The organism is Catenulispora sp. GAS73 (genome assembly GCF_041262085.1).
In the GTDB taxonomy this organism is placed as follows: domain Bacteria; phylum Actinomycetota; class Actinomycetes; order Streptomycetales; family Catenulisporaceae; genus Catenulispora.
The window spans coordinates 24,581-39,018 of record NZ_JBGCCM010000004.1 but is presented as its reverse complement, the minus strand read 5'-3'; the positions used below and the strand labels follow the sequence as shown (position 1 = coordinate 39,018).

At 67.9% G+C, this 14,438-nt stretch carries 13 protein-coding genes and 1 pseudogene; 7 read left to right on the top strand and 7 right to left on the bottom strand.

Translation table 11 applies throughout. From position 1 onward, the window contains the following. The first annotated feature begins 150 nt into the window (after positions 1–150). From ABH935_RS07195 to ABH935_RS07175, 5 genes are all read left to right on the top strand, one after another. A complete protein-coding gene (locus ABH935_RS07195; protein ID WP_370376993.1) occupies positions 151–2,142 on the top strand; it encodes a tetratricopeptide repeat protein in 1,992 nt (663 codons plus the stop codon). An 8-nt stretch (positions 2,143–2,150) separates the two neighbouring features. Next, entirely contained in the window at positions 2,151–3,518 is a 1,368-nt protein-coding gene (locus ABH935_RS07190) for a VWA domain-containing protein (RefSeq protein WP_370376992.1), read from the top strand. A gap of 100 nt (positions 3,519–3,618) precedes the next feature. Beyond that, on the top strand, positions 3,619–4,464 hold the full coding sequence (locus tag ABH935_RS07185; protein WP_370376991.1) for a hypothetical protein: 846 nt from the start codon (positions 3,619–3,621) through the stop codon (positions 4,462–4,464). Positions 4,465–4,733: 269 nt separating this feature from the next. Next, entirely contained in the window at positions 4,734–5,342 is a 609-nt protein-coding gene (locus ABH935_RS07180) for an RICIN domain-containing protein (protein ID WP_370376990.1), read from the top strand. A 528-nt stretch (positions 5,343–5,870) separates the two neighbouring features. Then, complete coding sequence (locus ABH935_RS07175) at positions 5,871–6,563, top strand: helix-turn-helix domain-containing protein (RefSeq protein ID WP_370376989.1); 693 nt, start codon at positions 5,871–5,873, stop codon at positions 6,561–6,563. A 24-nt stretch (positions 6,564–6,587) separates the two neighbouring features. Here the strand turns inward: ABH935_RS07175 and ABH935_RS07170 are convergent, their stop codons facing one another. The 4 genes from ABH935_RS07170 to ABH935_RS07155 all read right to left on the bottom strand — a co-directional run bounded on the left by ABH935_RS07170 (position 6,588) and on the right by ABH935_RS07155 (position 9,243). Next, positions 6,588–7,517 carry an XRE family transcriptional regulator gene (locus ABH935_RS07170; protein ID WP_370376988.1) on the bottom strand — a complete coding sequence of 310 codons (930 nt, stop codon included), beginning with the start codon at positions 7,515–7,517 and terminating at the stop codon, positions 6,588–6,590. Continuing rightward, the gene (locus ABH935_RS07165) at positions 7,514–8,239 is read right to left on the bottom strand and encodes a peptidoglycan-binding protein (RefSeq protein ID WP_370376987.1); all 726 of its coding nucleotides are present in this window, start codon (positions 8,237–8,239) and stop codon (positions 7,514–7,516) included. Before ABH935_RS07165 ends, ABH935_RS07170 begins: the two co-directional genes overlap by 4 nt. 48 nt (positions 8,240–8,287) lie before the next feature. Next, complete coding sequence (locus ABH935_RS07160) at positions 8,288–8,500, bottom strand: hypothetical protein (RefSeq protein ID WP_370376986.1); 213 nt, start codon at positions 8,498–8,500, stop codon at positions 8,288–8,290. 323 nt (positions 8,501–8,823) lie between these two features. Continuing rightward, positions 8,824–9,243 (bottom strand): MerR family transcriptional regulator, encoded by a 420-nt coding sequence (locus ABH935_RS07155; RefSeq protein WP_370376985.1) that lies wholly within the window; start codon positions 9,241–9,243, stop codon positions 8,824–8,826. Between the two features lie 75 nt (positions 9,244–9,318). Here ABH935_RS07155 and ABH935_RS07150 point away from each other — a divergent pair, with 75 nt between their 5' ends. Then, entirely contained in the window at positions 9,319–10,161 is an 843-nt protein-coding gene (locus tag ABH935_RS07150) for an enoyl-CoA hydratase/isomerase family protein (RefSeq protein ID WP_370376984.1), read from the top strand. On the opposite strand, the gene ABH935_RS07145 is transcribed toward ABH935_RS07150, so the two are convergent. Further along, complete coding sequence (locus ABH935_RS07145; protein WP_370376983.1) at positions 10,158–10,793, bottom strand: MBL fold metallo-hydrolase; 636 nt, start codon at positions 10,791–10,793, stop codon at positions 10,158–10,160. The genes ABH935_RS07150 and ABH935_RS07145 overlap by 4 nt on opposite strands. 203 nt (positions 10,794–10,996) lie before the next feature. On the opposite strand from ABH935_RS07145, the gene ABH935_RS07140 reads away from it, so the two are divergent. Next, positions 10,997–11,461 carry a MarR family winged helix-turn-helix transcriptional regulator gene (locus tag ABH935_RS07140; protein WP_370376982.1) on the top strand — a complete coding sequence of 155 codons (465 nt, stop codon included), beginning with the start codon at positions 10,997–10,999 and terminating at the stop codon, positions 11,459–11,461. 129 nt (positions 11,462–11,590) lie between these two features. Here the strand turns inward: ABH935_RS07140 and ABH935_RS07135 are convergent, their stop codons facing one another. Beyond that, positions 11,591–11,965, bottom strand: a complete 375-nt coding sequence (locus ABH935_RS07135) for a ricin-type beta-trefoil lectin domain protein (protein WP_370377270.1) — start codon at positions 11,963–11,965, stop codon at positions 11,591–11,593. A 27-nt stretch (positions 11,966–11,992) separates the two neighbouring features. Continuing rightward, positions 11,993–14,326: pseudogene (locus ABH935_RS07130) on the bottom strand (ricin-type beta-trefoil lectin domain protein); the annotation flags it as partial. Positions 14,327–14,438 lie beyond the last annotated feature (112 nt).

Genomic DNA, 14,438 nt, shown 5'->3' with positions numbered 1-14,438 from the left:
GAACTCTCCACCCAGCGGGCCTACCCGTGCCCGCGTTCGGATTGCTCGGACGGTGTCCTCGATGATGAAGGGATCTGCGACGCCTGCTCCCGGTCCGCGCCTCTGCCGAGCTCTCCGTTCATCTCCGCGTCCCCGCCGGAAAAGGCCCCGGTGTGGGACCGGCAGGACACCAGCGCCGAACCGCGGCCACGGCTGATCCTGCCGAGCGGTTCGGCGACCGCGTTGGCCCGTTCTCCCCTCGGCCTGGGGCTCGACAACGTCCTGATCCCGCCGGTGCCCCGCATCAACCCCGAGGACAAGGTGCAGGCCAACCCCGTCGTCGCCGAACAGCACCGGACGTGTACCCATTGCGGGGGCGAGGTGGGGAGAGGCACGCGCGGCGCACCGGGACCGGTGTCAGGCAACTGCCCACGGTGCCAGACCGCCTACTCCTTCCGGCCGACCCTGAAAAGGGACGACGAGGTCGGCCATCAGTACCGGGTGCGCGGGTGTATCGCGTACGGCGGCCAGGGCTGGGTGTACTTGGCGCACGACAAGAACCTCAACGACGAACCGGTGGCCATCAAAGGCCTGCGCGACTCGGCCAACCGGCACGCGCTACGCGAGGAGAAGCGCATCCTCATAGATGTGCGTCACGACGACATCGTGAACATTCGCAACTTCGTCCAGTTCCCGGACGCCGACCGGGGCGTTCTCGACAGTTACATCGTTCTGGAATTCCTACCCGGCGTGACCTTGGCTGACAAGGCGCGGGAAGCGGGCGGGGTGCTTCCCGTGCCGCACGCCATCGCGTACGTGCTCGCCACGCTGCCGGCACTGGCCTACCTGCACAGCAGGAACCTGGCTTACGGCGACTTCAATCCCGCGAACGTCATGCAGGTCGGCGACCGGGTGAAGCTCCTGGACATGGGCGGCGTCACCCGGATCGGCACCCGGTCGGACCAGCCCTGGGTCACCAGGGGCTTCGTCGCGCCCGAGGTGGCCGAGACCGGACCGTCCATCGCCGCCGATCTCTACGCTGTCGGCCGCGCCCTCGCTGTTCTCACTGCGCCGTTCGATTATAAGGATGCTTATGTAGCCGGCCTGCCGGGTCCAGAGTGCCAGGCTGTGTTCTTCCACAACGAGGCTCTCTATCGGTTCCTTCTCAAAGCGACCGCTCCAGACCCCGGCGACCGGTTCAGCAACGCCGCGCAGATGGCCCAGCAACTGACCGGCGTGCTGTATGAGACGGCCGCACTCGCCGCCGGGCCGGCGGAGAAGCGCCCGAACCTCGCGCCGTCGCCGCTGTTCGTGTTGGAACGTGCGTTGTCCAGGAGTGTTGTACACGGCGATCTGAACGCGCACGACGCCGCGCTCGCGCTGCCTCTGCCCCGCTTCGATGACAACGATCCGTCAGTAGTCGCGTTCCGCCGGATCCTGGACTGCGTCGTGCTCGGGGACACCGACCGGGCACGTTTGGAGCTCAAGGAGATCAAGGACATCGCGTCACGGGATTGGCGACGGGCCTGGTACAGCGGACTGATCGAACTCGCGGCCGGCAGCACGGGTGAGGCCTGGCTCTCTTTCGCCCAGATCCGGGACGGCCTACCGGGCGAGCCGGCGCCGAAGCTCGCACTGGCCGTCTGCGCCGAGGTGAGCGGCGACTACGAGGTGGCCGAGCACTACTACCGCACGGTGTGGCGCACCTACCAGCACACCGGGGCCGCGGTCGGACTGGCTCGCACGATGCTGAGGGGCGGCGCCGAGCGCATCGACACCTCGATCTCCGTATTGGAGTCGGTCCCTCCCGAGGAATACGTCACGGCCGGTATCGAGGCCTTGCGGCTGCGCTTGGGCAAGCCGCGCCTCGACGCCGAGGCGGTGCGTGCCGCCGCCGAACGGCTGATGCGGCTGACGGACCTGGCTACAGAAGCCGAGCATCTGGAACTGAAGTCGATGGTGCTGGAAGCCGCACGTGACCTGCTCGCCGGGAACCGCACCGCTCTCGGCTCGGCACCGTTGCTCGGAGTCCTCCCGAACCGCGCCGATGTGGGCGGTGAACTCGCAAAGGTCTACCTCCAGCAGCGACGGCACGTGGAGCGAGGCAAGCGTCCTTCCTTGGTCCGCAGGGCCTATCGCGTCCGTCCATGGTCCGCCTGGTAAGGAACCAGATGCCTGACAATCTTTCACCGCAGGAGCTCGCTCTCGAGTTCGCCCTGACGGTCCACCGCAACCAGTACCTCGCCCCGGAAGACAACACCGTGCGAGCGATCCTGGAGATCACCGCATCGTCCCCGTTCGGAGCCGCCGAAGCAGATCCGCCCGTGGCGGCTGAAGTGATCATCATCGACACTTCGAACTCCATGAACGAGGACGGCAAGCTGGTGATGGCCCGTCGGGCTGCGATCGCCGCCGTCGAAATGCTGCGTGACGGGACCTATTTCGCGATAGTGGCCGGCCACAGCGAGGCCGAACAGGTGTATCCCCCGGCCGGCGTCATGGTGCGGGCCACGGCTGACAGCCGTGCCGCGGCCGCCCGCGCGCTGGACTCCGTCAGGGCCCAGGGCGGCACCTCCATGAGCACCTGGCTGCGGCTGGCCGACCAGTTGCTCGACGGCTCCCCGGCGCAGCTCAAACATGCTCTCCTCCTCACCGACGGGTTCAACGTCGAGGGCGAACAGCCGCTGTTCGCAGCGCTCAGGGCTTGCGAGGGGCGTTTCGCCTGCGATTGCCGCGGCATCGGGGACGACTGGAGTTGGACACAGCTCAGGGAGATCGCGCGCGTCCTCAACGGCAGCTGCGAACCCGTCGCGATCAACCAGCTCGCCGACGACTTCCGTGAGGTGATGGCGTCCTCCATGGCCAGGCTCGTCCCCGAGGTGGCGATGCGGGTGCGCCTGGCCCGCCCGGCCCGTCTCGAACACTTCAAGCGGCTGATGCCGGACATCGAGGACCTGATGCCCAAGGCAGACTTCGTCAACGCCACCACAGTCGAGTTCCCGCTCGGTTCGTGGGCCGAGGAGGTGCGGCACTACCAGATTCAGATCACGCTGGGGCGAGCCGACATGAGGGTGAAGAAGGAGGAGCTGGCCCGAGCGGCCAGCGTGGAGATAGTCGCCTCCGCTCCGGGCGGGCCGACGGTCCTGGACAAGAAATCCATCTTGGTGACGTGGACCGATGACATCCTCCTCGTCGCGAAGACCGATCCCATGATCCGCAGGTACGAAGGCCAGGACAAGCTGGCCGAAGGCGTGGCCGACGCGGTCCGGGCCTGGGAGGACGGGGCGGACGACGCGGACGGCAAGCTCGGCCGCCAGGTGGCTCTCGCTCACCGCATCCACCGCATGGACGTTCTGGAGATGCTCTCCCGGATCGTCGTGATCGAAGATCCCGGCCTCGGGAAGGTCAAGCTGCGGCCCCGCGAGAGCGTCGCTCGCCGAGATCTGCTTCACCTGTCGTTCGCTTCGGAGCAGCCGCGTGGCAGCGCGAAGCTGAGGCGGGAACCTCAGGGCGATGCCGACGCGGAAGACGACGGATGACCGCCGCGCTGCGGCGGGGACAGTGCTGAACGAGTGAGGGGGACTTGTGCCTGCGATTGTGTGTGTGCATGGGATCGGTCAGCAGCGCCGAGGCGGAGCAGTGCTGCTGAATGACTGGTGGCCGGCGATATCGGACGGCCTGAGCCGCGCCGGCGCCGACGGGCTGGTCGCCGAGTCGCAAGTGGCGATGGCGTATTACGGTGACCTGTTCCGCCCGCCCGGACGGTTCCTGGCAGCCGGGGATCCGCCGTACACCGCCGCCGACGTCGAGGACGGCTTCGAGCAGGAGCTGCTGGCCGCCTGGTGGCAGTCCGCAGCCGAACACGACCCCGCCGTCGTACCCCCCGACCACGCCGGCTCACTGGCGGCGGTGCCTCGCAGCGTGCAGGCCGGGCTTCTGGCACTGTCCGGCTCGAAGTTCTTCGCCAACGTGGCATTGCGAGCCATGGTCGCGGACCTGAAGCAGGTCCGGGCCTACTTCCTGGACGAGGAGGCCCGCGCCGCGGTCCACGCCCGCATCGACGCCCTGATAACCGAGGAGACGCGAGTCGTGGTGGCGCACTCTCTGGGCTCGGTGGCCGCCTACGAGGTACTGTGCGCTCGCCCCGGCCACAAGGTCCGGGCCCTGGTCACGCTCGGCTCACCGCTCGGCATCCCGAACCTGGTGTTCCACCGGCTACGTCCCGCCCCATCAGGCCACGGCGGCCCGCTGCGAGGAGCATGGCCCGGCGGCGAAGATCTGGTGTGGACGAACCTGGCCGACAGCGGCGACGTAGTAGCACTGGCCAAGGATCTCCGGCCCCGTTTCGGGCTGCGAGTACGGTGCGCGGTGGTGGACAACGGGGCACATGCGCACAGCGCCGTGCCGTACCTGACAGACCGGCTGTGTGGCGAGGCGATTGCCGCGGGCCTGCTGCAGGGGGAGGAAGCGCCCGCCATCACCTGAAGGGGAAACCGGCGGGCCCAGCGTCCGCCGAAGGCTCGTCCCGCGACAGTCGGCGGAAGGTCGAGTGCTCTGCCGATGCGCCGTGGCAGAAGCCTGGGACGGTCGCGCGACCCAGAAGCGACCGGGAAGCGACCGGCTCGCACGAGAGTGGTTCCGTCAGCTTCGGGTGAGACGGAGTTGAACCGTCCTGGGCTTGACGCGAAACATCACGGCACGGAGCGTTCGGCCTGATGACGCGTTCGCCTGAAATGACTACGAGGAGGACTCTCTTGAAGAAACCCCGCTTTGTGGCCGCCGTCGCGAGCGTACTGCTCGCCGTCGGCATCGGGATCGCAACGACATACCCGGCCTCTGCTTCCAGCACCGCACCCACGGCCAGTGGCCTCAAGCTCAGCGCACAGTCCGGCGTTGGACCCGCCGTGACCGGACACGGCGTCAGCGGGCTCTCCTTCAGGCCCAATAGCAACCCTTACGGGTTGGAGCTCAGAAACGCCTGGAACGCGTGCATCGGATTCCAGAACGGGGATACCGGCAATGGCGCACAAGCACGCCAGGAGCCGTGTGACGGCCAACCCGACCAAGCCTGGGTAGAGCATGGGGCGGTCAACGGTTATTGGTTCGTAAACGCCAAGGGCGGCAATTGCCTTGATATCGCATACGGGGCCACCGGCACCAATGGTGCATACGTGATGCTGTGGAACTGCAGCAACAGCTACTCCCAGACTTGGCTCTGGGGTAGCTACATCGGCGTCGGTGCGAACCTGACGGACAAAGACGGTAAATGCGTTGGAATTGACGGCGGCAGCAACGGGGCAGGCTTGCCCGCAATCATATGGGACTGCAACTCCAACAATGACCAGGTTTGGAGGTTGACCTAGCCTCTAAAGTGGCTTGGCGGCCGCGGCTTCAGCCGGCTACCAAGCCACTTTGCTTTACCTCCCCGTGCAGAAAGTCTTAACAGCTCCCGTGGCTTCGCCAGGTCCGCGCGAATCGTGTGCCCCGGTCCCACGCCGAAGGCACTGGTACGCGACTTGGTTGCCGTGAGGCCGTCTCGCCGCATCGTCACGTGGAGACGCGTCCCTGCTGCTCAGCTCGTCCCGCATCCCGGATGAGGGTCATCGCGGCGCGCGCTGTCGACGCCGGTGGGCCCGCCTTCGAAAGATGGCGGTATGAGCGTGGTCATACGCGGCGACCGTTTTACATCTGCGGCTCACTTCGCGCGGTGGCCGGGATCGTCGCCGGCGGAGTTGGGCCCGGTCGGGCTCTCGGTGTACTCGTTCTCCCGGGTACCGGAGATACGTACGCCAGCCTCGACAGGACCGTCTGATCACGAGCGCTACCGGCTCAGCTTGTTCACGGCGAATGGTCTCCTTCATGCCGAGGAGGACCAGACCGGTCAAGCCGGCGTGGACGTCCTGATGCTGCATGACGAATGGCTTCCCCACGGCTTTCGCGCCCTGTCCGGCCGCGGCAGCGGCACCGATATCGGCAGCGGGAAGATGGTCATGCTGCACTTCCCGAAGGCCGCGCTCCCACTGCGTCCGCCAGCGCTTGCGCCCTTGTTCGCCCGTCAGCTTCCGGCGCATTCCGGCCTGGGTGCCGTCCTCGCCCGCTACCTCGCCAGCGTCGCCTCGGCGCTGGAGAAGGGCGAGGTGGGGCGGCGGGAAGGCGAGCAGCTCGGCACGGTGGCCCTGGACCTGGCCGTCATGACCCTGACCGCATGGGCCGGTGTCGGCGGCGTCACGGCCCCCGAAAACCGCAGCCAGGCACTGCTGGCGAAGATCGAGACGTTCATCGAGCGCAATCTCGGCGACCCGGACCTGACGCCGTCCGTGATCGCAGGCCACCACCACATCTCGGTGAGCCACCTGCACCGACTGTTCCAAGCCAGGGAGCTGACGATCGCGGCGTGGATCCGTCATCGGCGGCTGGAGTGCTGCCGCGCCGACTTGGCGGACCCGAGGCATCGGACGCGGCCGGTCCACGCGATCGGCGTGCGCTGGGGATTCCGCAGCGCCGCCGAGTTCAGCCGTGCCTTCCGTGCGGCCTACGGTTCAGCGCCCGGCCATTACCGGCGTCAGGCGCTGAGCCACGAGTAGACGCATCTGCTGTTCGCGCGACTGTCAGGACGCTGAGCTGGTGTAGCAGACCGGGGTCCCACCGGCAGGCGTGACGCAGGCCCGCAACGAGGCGCCGGGGTTGGCCACGAAGAGCATCGGCGTGTTAGCGAAGTCCATTGCGTCCTTCGGGGTTTTTATGCGGACGGTCTGCACCGGTTGGCCGGGTGTCGTCAGCGTGAGGGCGTCGCCGACGCGGGTGTTCCAGAAGCGGGCCCATGCAGCCCGGCACTGGCCGTTGTAGCGGACCTCCATGCCGATGCCGCCCGCGATTTCCTGTTGTTGGAGGGGCCGCGCTTGGATTCCGCACAGTGTCAGCCCCGCGTCCTGGCCGGTGCAGGTAGCGCCTTGGCAGGTGGGGGTACACGGCCCCGTGACGCAGGTCACGGTGAACGGGCCGGGGGTGGTTCGGCTCGGTGTGCTGCCGGTGCCGTGCAGTAGATACGTGCCTACAGCTGCCAAGGCGACCGCCGCGATCAGCGCCAGCGCCAGGCGGACACGGATAGGGACACGGACGCGACGTTCGCGACGGTCGCGACGAGGCGGGGCAGTCGTCGGCTCGGGCCCCGCTGCGGGACGCGGATTGGACCCCGCCCCGATCCCCGTCGCGGGCCCCGCCCCGATCCCCGTCGCGGGCCCCTCCTCCTCCGGTGCCGGTCCAGCCATGACAGCGCCGCGTCCCCGCACGGCCGACTCCGCCAGCTCCCACAGCGCGCGCAGCCGCGGCTCCGGTTCTCCGGCCAGACGGCACAGATCCCGCACCGCCGGCCACGGCGGCAGCACCTTCGCCGTCAGGTAGCGCTGCCACGCCGATCGGCTGTACGGCGTCTGCTCGCCGAGCGCCGTGAAGCTCAGGCCGGCCTGGTCGCGCAGCCGACGCAGTTCGGCGGCGAGCGTCGTGACCTCGCTGCTGGTGTCAGCCTGGTGAGCCGTCATCCGCGCAGAGCCGCCCAGGTCTGCGGCCCGACCCGGCCGTCGATGTCCAGCCGGTGCGCCTTCTGCGCGTCGATCACGGCCGTTTCGGTCAGCGGACCGAAGCTGCCGTCGACGGCCCCCGGCGAGAACCCGGCGTGCTGCAGCAGGCACTGGAGCTCGGCGACCTCCGGGCCCCACATGTCGACCTCAAGGAAGTCGGTGGTCGTCGTACTGTTGCCGGCGTACCAAAGGCCGTCGCGCTGCTTGTAGGTGCAGGTGTACGCGGTCCGCGCGGTGACCACGAGGGCCTGCTTCTTGGCATCGAACGCCTTCGGCCACAGCACCAGCAGCGTGACCGCCGCCCCGACGAGAGCACCCGCTCCGGCGGTCAGGGCCGTACGCCCGAAACGCCATGCCCGCGACGGGCCGACCGTGGGCTCCGGCGGGTCATCGCACATCTCCACGTCGGGCTGCAGCTGTGTCAACGCCCGAGCCGCAGCTTCACGCAGCGCCTCGACACGCACCGGATCGGCCCCGACAAGCGCCGCCAGCGCCTCGACCGCAGCCGCGGGCGCCACCGTCCTCCCCACGAAATAGCGCTCCCAGGACGACGCGCTGTAGCCGGTCTTGGCAGCGAGCCGCGACAGACTCAACCCACTGTCGTCCTTAAGCTTCCGCAGCTGCACGACGAACCTCGCCACCGCCGGGTCCAGGCCCGCCGGGAGTGGCCTCCATCGCGCCACAGGCGCCCCTTTCATCGCCACGGCACAGATGACGCCTGTGCTACCACGTCATTGTGGACGACGTCCAGAGCGGGCGGCGCGGTTCCCGCCGGGATCGGCGGTGACCGCTTGCGAAGCGCGGAGCTGCGCGACTTCCGCGACCGGCTCGCCGAGGACGACCGAGCCGACCGAGCCGACCGGCTGCTCGACCTCGCGCCGGCCCGGCTGAAGGAAGCCGGCCTGGTCAAGGGGCGCGGACGGCAGCGCACCGACTCGACTCATGTGCTGTCCGCGACGTGGGAGCTGACCCCGCTGGAGTTGGTGACCGAGGCGGTGCGGGCGCTGCCGGCCGACCGTACTACCGCAACCCGGACAAGAACAAGGAGAGCCGGACTACGGACGGTTGGTTCCGGTCCGGGGACCGCGGCTTCATCGACACGGCCGGCAGGCTCACGATCTCCGGCCGCTCCAAGGACATGATCATCCACGGCGGCGCGAACATCTGGCCCCACGAGCTCGAAGAAATCCTCGTCAAGCACCCCGATATCGCCGACGTCACAGTCATCGGCATCCGCGACGACTACTTCGGCGAGGCTGCCCGAGGGCTACGTCGACGACGGATTCAGCGCAGAGCGCCCATCGGATTCTTCGTGGTTTCGGCCGGCGCCCGAAGTGGCACGGTGTGCCCGATTGGCGGCGATCAGCTCGTTGAGGGACTCCAGGGCGTGCGTCAGGCCGGATATGTGCGTGATGAGCTTGTCGCGTTCTTCGAGCAAGCGGTCGAAGGCGGCGTTGGAGTTCGCGGCGCTCGGCGACTCCATGCAGGGAAGCAGACTGATGATCGTCTGGCTGGACAAGCCCGCCGAGTAGAGCCGCTGCAAGTACGCGACCCGATCTACTTCCTCGTCGGTGTAATGGCGATGGCCGCCCGCGCTGCGAATGCTGGCCAGCAGCCCCTGTTCCTCGTAGTAGCGCAGCGAGCGGATGCTCACCCCGGTCCGCTCCGCCAACTCCCCGATCCGCATCCTGTCCTCCGTGTGTTCGGCGTCACAGCCGGCGGGCTTGAATCTCACATCTATGTGAGATTGTAGCGTGCTCATATGACCTACGCAGACCTGTCCACCCTCAGGGTGGACCTCCAGCACGGCGTCGCGACCGTCGCGATCGACAATCCCCCGCTGAACGTCCTCGATGCGAAGCTCATCCCGGACCTGCGGCGGTTCGCCGCACAGGTGCGCGACGACGACACGGTTCAGGTGATCGTGTTCGAGAGCGCCGACCCGGAGTTCTTCATCGCGCACGGCGACATGCACTTTCTCACCGACCCGACGTTGCTGGCCCCCGACGACAGCCTGCCGCCCGGGACGAGCAACGCGATCCAGGCTCTGAACGAGGAGATCCGGGCCCTGCCACAGGTCACCATCGGCAAGATCGCGGGCTTCGCGCGCGGCGGCGGCAACGAGTTCGCCATGGCGCTCGACATGCGTTTCGCGGCGATCGGCAAGTCCGGCCAGGCGCAGCCGGAGACGCTGTTGGGCATCTACCCGGCCGGCGGCGGCACGCAGTACATGACCTCCCTCGTCGGCCGCGCCCGCGCGCTCGAACTCATCCTCGGCGCCGGACTGGCCGACGCGGAGCTCGCCGAGCGCTACGGGCTCATCAACCGCGCCCTACCGGCGGACGAGCTCGACGAGTTCGTCACGACGCTGGCGCGGCGCATCGCCGGCCTGGGCCGGACCATCATCGGCATCATCAAGACAGCGGTCGACGCGGCCGACTCCACCAAGACGGACCTGGTCACGGAGAGCAGCCTGGCCAGCAGGCTCTCCTTCCCGGAGATCACGGCGCTCGCTCACAAGTTGCTGGCTGCCGGCGTGCAGACGCGGGAAGGCGAGCTGCGGCTTGAAGAACTCCTCAACGAGGTTCTGATTGCTCCTCGCTAGATCACAATGCTCTGACCCACCTGGAGCGCCAGCAACGGCACACCGGTCAGGTCACCGAGGAACTGTGCGAACGAAGCGCCCTCGGCGTCGCTCAGTGTGAGGTCGTGGATCTGGACGGAACGCGAGGGCTTGACCGACCGCACGAAGTCGATGCCTTCGCTGAGCTTGGTCCAGGGTCCGGCCGCCGGGACGAGCAGCGTCTGGACTGCTGCCCCGGGCACGAAGTATGAGTCCCCGGGGTGGTAGACGTCGCCGTCGATCAGGTAGCCGACGTTGCTCATGAGCGGGAGGTCGGCGTGGATGGGCGCGTGATGCTCGCCGAAGGCCGTCACTTCGAATCCCGCGGCCTCGAAGCTGTCGTCGGCGCGGACCGCGAGGACTCGGCCATCGTGCGGGCCGAGTTCGGCCGCCGCGTTCGGCGGCGCCCACACGCGCAGCGACGGCCGAGCTTCAAGCGCGGCCTTCAGGATGCCGGCGTCGAAGTGGTCGGGATGGCTGTGCGTGATCAGCACCGCCGTGGCACCGGCGACGAGTTCCGCGGCGTTGGGGGTGTACGCCCCGGGATCGATCACGACGGTGAACCCGTCCTTGGTGAGAGCGACGGTCGAGTGGGCGTACTTGGTGAGTTCCATGGGTGCCTCTCAAGCTGGGCGGGGATCGGCGTGCGGGCCTGGACAGGAAGCGCCCGGGCCTGGACCGGAGCCGACCGCTTCACTTGACTGGGTAACTGAAACCTAGGCGGATTGAGTTTCCCAGTCAAGTAATCACGGTGCCCGCCGATCGGGCCGCCGCCAGCGTAAAATCGCGTCATGGCTGAGACGACGCGGTGGCCGTGATGCCCGATCGAGAAGACCGCCAGATGTGGGACGCGTTCACCAGCGTTCTGGTCTGGCTGCCGGCGGCCCTCGACGATCAGTTGGAGCGCGACGCCGCGTTGACACTTTTCGAATACGGCGTCCTGTGGACGTTGTCCGAAGCTGATGAGCGCACCCTACGGATGAGCGAGTTGGCCCGAGCGACCAACGCCTCACTGTCCAAACTGTCCCGGGCGGCCGGCCGCCTGGAGCGCCGCGGGTGGATGACCCGCGTCCCGGACCCGGCCGACGGGCGCTACACCCTGGCCGTGCTCACCGACGCCGGCCGGGACAAGGCTGCCGACGCCACCCCCGGCCACATCGACGCCGTCAACCGGCTCGTCTTCGACCAACTCACCGCACCCCAGGTCCGCCAATTGCACGAGATCAGCAACCGGATCTTGCGAGCGGTCCGGACGGAAGACTCCCGCCCACCGCAACGGTGAGCCGCGAGCAGGCACCGCCCCGTGTCGAGCACGAACACCGGTTCGCAGCTGAGACAGCCGGACTGCGCTCTGCTCCCCGCAGCCGAATGGTGCGGGGAGCAGAGCCGGCAGGCGGCAAGGCTTGGAGCGTCAGGCCGCGGGCAGTGCCCACTGCTGGTTGGTGCCGTCGTTGCAGTCGTAGATCTGGAGTTGGGTGCCCGGCGTCGTGCTGAATCCCGGGTCGTCCAAGCATCTGCCGGACTGAGGATTGAGCAGTTCGCCGTTCGCCTGCGGGATCCAGACCTGGTTGGCGCCGTTGTTGCAGGTGTACAGCTCGACGGAGGTGCCGTTGGCGGTGGCTCCTGAGCCGGTGATGTCCAGGCACTTGCCGTTGTTCACCAGGGTGTTCCCGGCTCGCTGCCAGCGTTGGGCGTTGGTGTCGTTGCAACCGTAGACGTCAACCTTGTTGCCGTCGGTGGTGACGTCGCCGGCGTCGTCGAGACAGAGTGCGTTGACAGCGGAGATGACCGGACCGACGATCGGAGGCAGCCCCCACTGCTGGTTCGCGCCGTCGTTGCAGTCCCAGATGTCGAGTTGGGTACCCGGTGTCGTACTCAGCGCCGGGTCGTCCAGACACCTGCCGGATTGCGGGTTGAACAGTTCCCCGTTCGCCTGCGGGATCCAGGTCTGGTTCGGGCCGCCGTTGCAGAACCACACTTCGACGAGGCTTCCGTTGGCGGTGGAACCGGAACCGTGGACTTCCAAGCACATGTCGCCGTTGTTCCGCATGATGCCGTTCGAGGGCTCCCACTGCTGACCGACGGAGTTGTCGCACGTGGCGATGTCGACCTTGGTCCCATTGGTGATGGAGCCGTTCGCGTTGTCCAGACACAGTCCGGCAAGGCCGGAGGAGACCGCGCCCGTGCTGTAGGTTCCGTATCCGCCGAGGAGCGGGGTGACCGCGAGGTTGTCGAACTGGTCGGTCTGATATCCCACGACGCCCAGACCGGCCTGGCCGGTCTGGTAGGTACCGTCCGAGGCGCTGCCGACCGTGGTCCCGTCGATCGAACCGCTGATCGCGGTACCCCACATGCTCAGCGCGATGGTGTGCCAGCGGCCTGTACCCAGCGCGCTGACCGCGCCCGAGGCGAGTGTCGTAACGGTCCCGACGGCGTCGCTGCGGTCGATCGACCAGGCCCCGGAGTCCGAGACCCGGAAAAGGTAGGCCGCCTGATCGGCCTGGGGCCGGTCCTGTTTGTTCGCCCGGCCGTACAGCTCGGCGGTACCGGCCTGGTTCAGGTACACGTCGGAGGAGACCGTGTAGTTCGACCAGGTCGTGTCACCGATCAAGCCGTACGCGTCGGAGTCGCTTTGCCATTCGATCGGCTTGGTGGGGGCCGTCTGCTGGACGCACTGCCCCGACCGGCCGCCCAGGCACGGGTCGACCTGGTAGGCGCCCTGCATCGTCTGCAGATACCGCGGCTCGCTGCCGGTCGCGTCCTGGTCGTAGGAGTCGTTGTACGGGAGGCCGAGCGTCGCCGGGGCCGGGCTGACCGCGGTGCCCTTGCCCTGGCCCGTGGTGGTGGTCAGGGTGTAGATGTACCCGGGCTGGACGGTCAGCGAGTACGAACCGTTGACCGGGCTGATGTCCTGGCTGTGGATCAGCGCGGTCGCCGGGTTCGGCGAGTTCACGGCGGTGCTCCAGACGTGCACGGTGCCGGCCGACAGGCCGCCGGAGACGTTGACGTTCACGGTTTGGGCGGCACTGGCTGTCGTGGTCTCGATGACGGTGGAGTAGTCACTGCCGTTGCCGGACTTCAGCGAGACGTACGAGCCGTTGGACTCGGCTCCGCCCAGGTATCCGGAGCCGGAGTCGAGGAATCGCCAGCCGGGCGCGGTGAACTGGGTGACCTGCGCGGTGGCCCAGGCGCTCTCGCCGATCGAGTAGTTACCGGACCAGGGCTGGCCCGCCGTCATCATCCCGTCGGTCGGATAGGGCAGGTTCGGGGTGATCGCGGCGATCAGCGGCCAGTTGAGGTACGCCGTCATGCGGGCGTCGGTGTAGCCGCGGACGATGGAGCGGATCAGCGCCGGCGCACCGGTGTTCATGTCCTGCGACCCGTTCTCCGAGGCCCACACCGGCTTGCCGGAGGAGGTCGCCTGGCTGGTGGTGGAGCAGGACAGCGCTGGGCCGCCGTCGCCCTGACACGGATAGTGCGATCCGATGACCTGCACCGCGTTGGCGAAGGCGGAGTTGGTGTCGATGTCGTTGGCGACCGACCAGTCCGAGTCGGCGCCGACGATCTGCACGCGGGAGTAGCCGTCCGCGTTCAAGGTCGAGCGCAGTTGCTCGTACCAGGGGATGTTGTAGCCGCGCTCGTTCCAGCCGCCCAGGTAGTCGATCGTCAGACCGTCCGCCTTGGCGCAGCCGAGCCACGACACCAGGTAGTTGATCGTGTCGGTGGACCAGAAGTTGCCGCCGCCGATCCAGCCGGGAGCACCCCAGGCCAGGCCATACAGCTTGATGTTCGGATTCAGGGCCTTGGCCTGCTGCATGAGCCAGAACTCATACCCGGTGCCGCACTGGACGTTGCCGGCGGTGTGCTCGATCGAGGGCTCGGCTCCGTCGGTGGAGTTGGTGTCGCCTCCGATCTCGACCTTGAGGATCTGCAGATCCGCGCCGTATCCGGGCTCGAACAAGTAGTCGAGGATCTGCTGACGCTGCGCCGCCGGGTAGTCGATGAGCAGCCGCGAGTTGCCCCCGCCGCCGCTGATCGCGCCGACCCCGTCGAAGGTGCGGCCGGTGGCGGCACCGTTGACCGCGATGGTGGTCGTGGCGGCGGCGGTCGCCGGAGCCGCGGGCGCGGCGAGCACGGCACACAGCATGCCGAGCAGCGCTGGCAACAACACGAGGGCGACGTGTCTACGCAGCCTTCGAGGAAGCACCGGGGTCATCATTCATCCCTTCGTCGGCAAAGCGGATCCGGAACACGCCCGC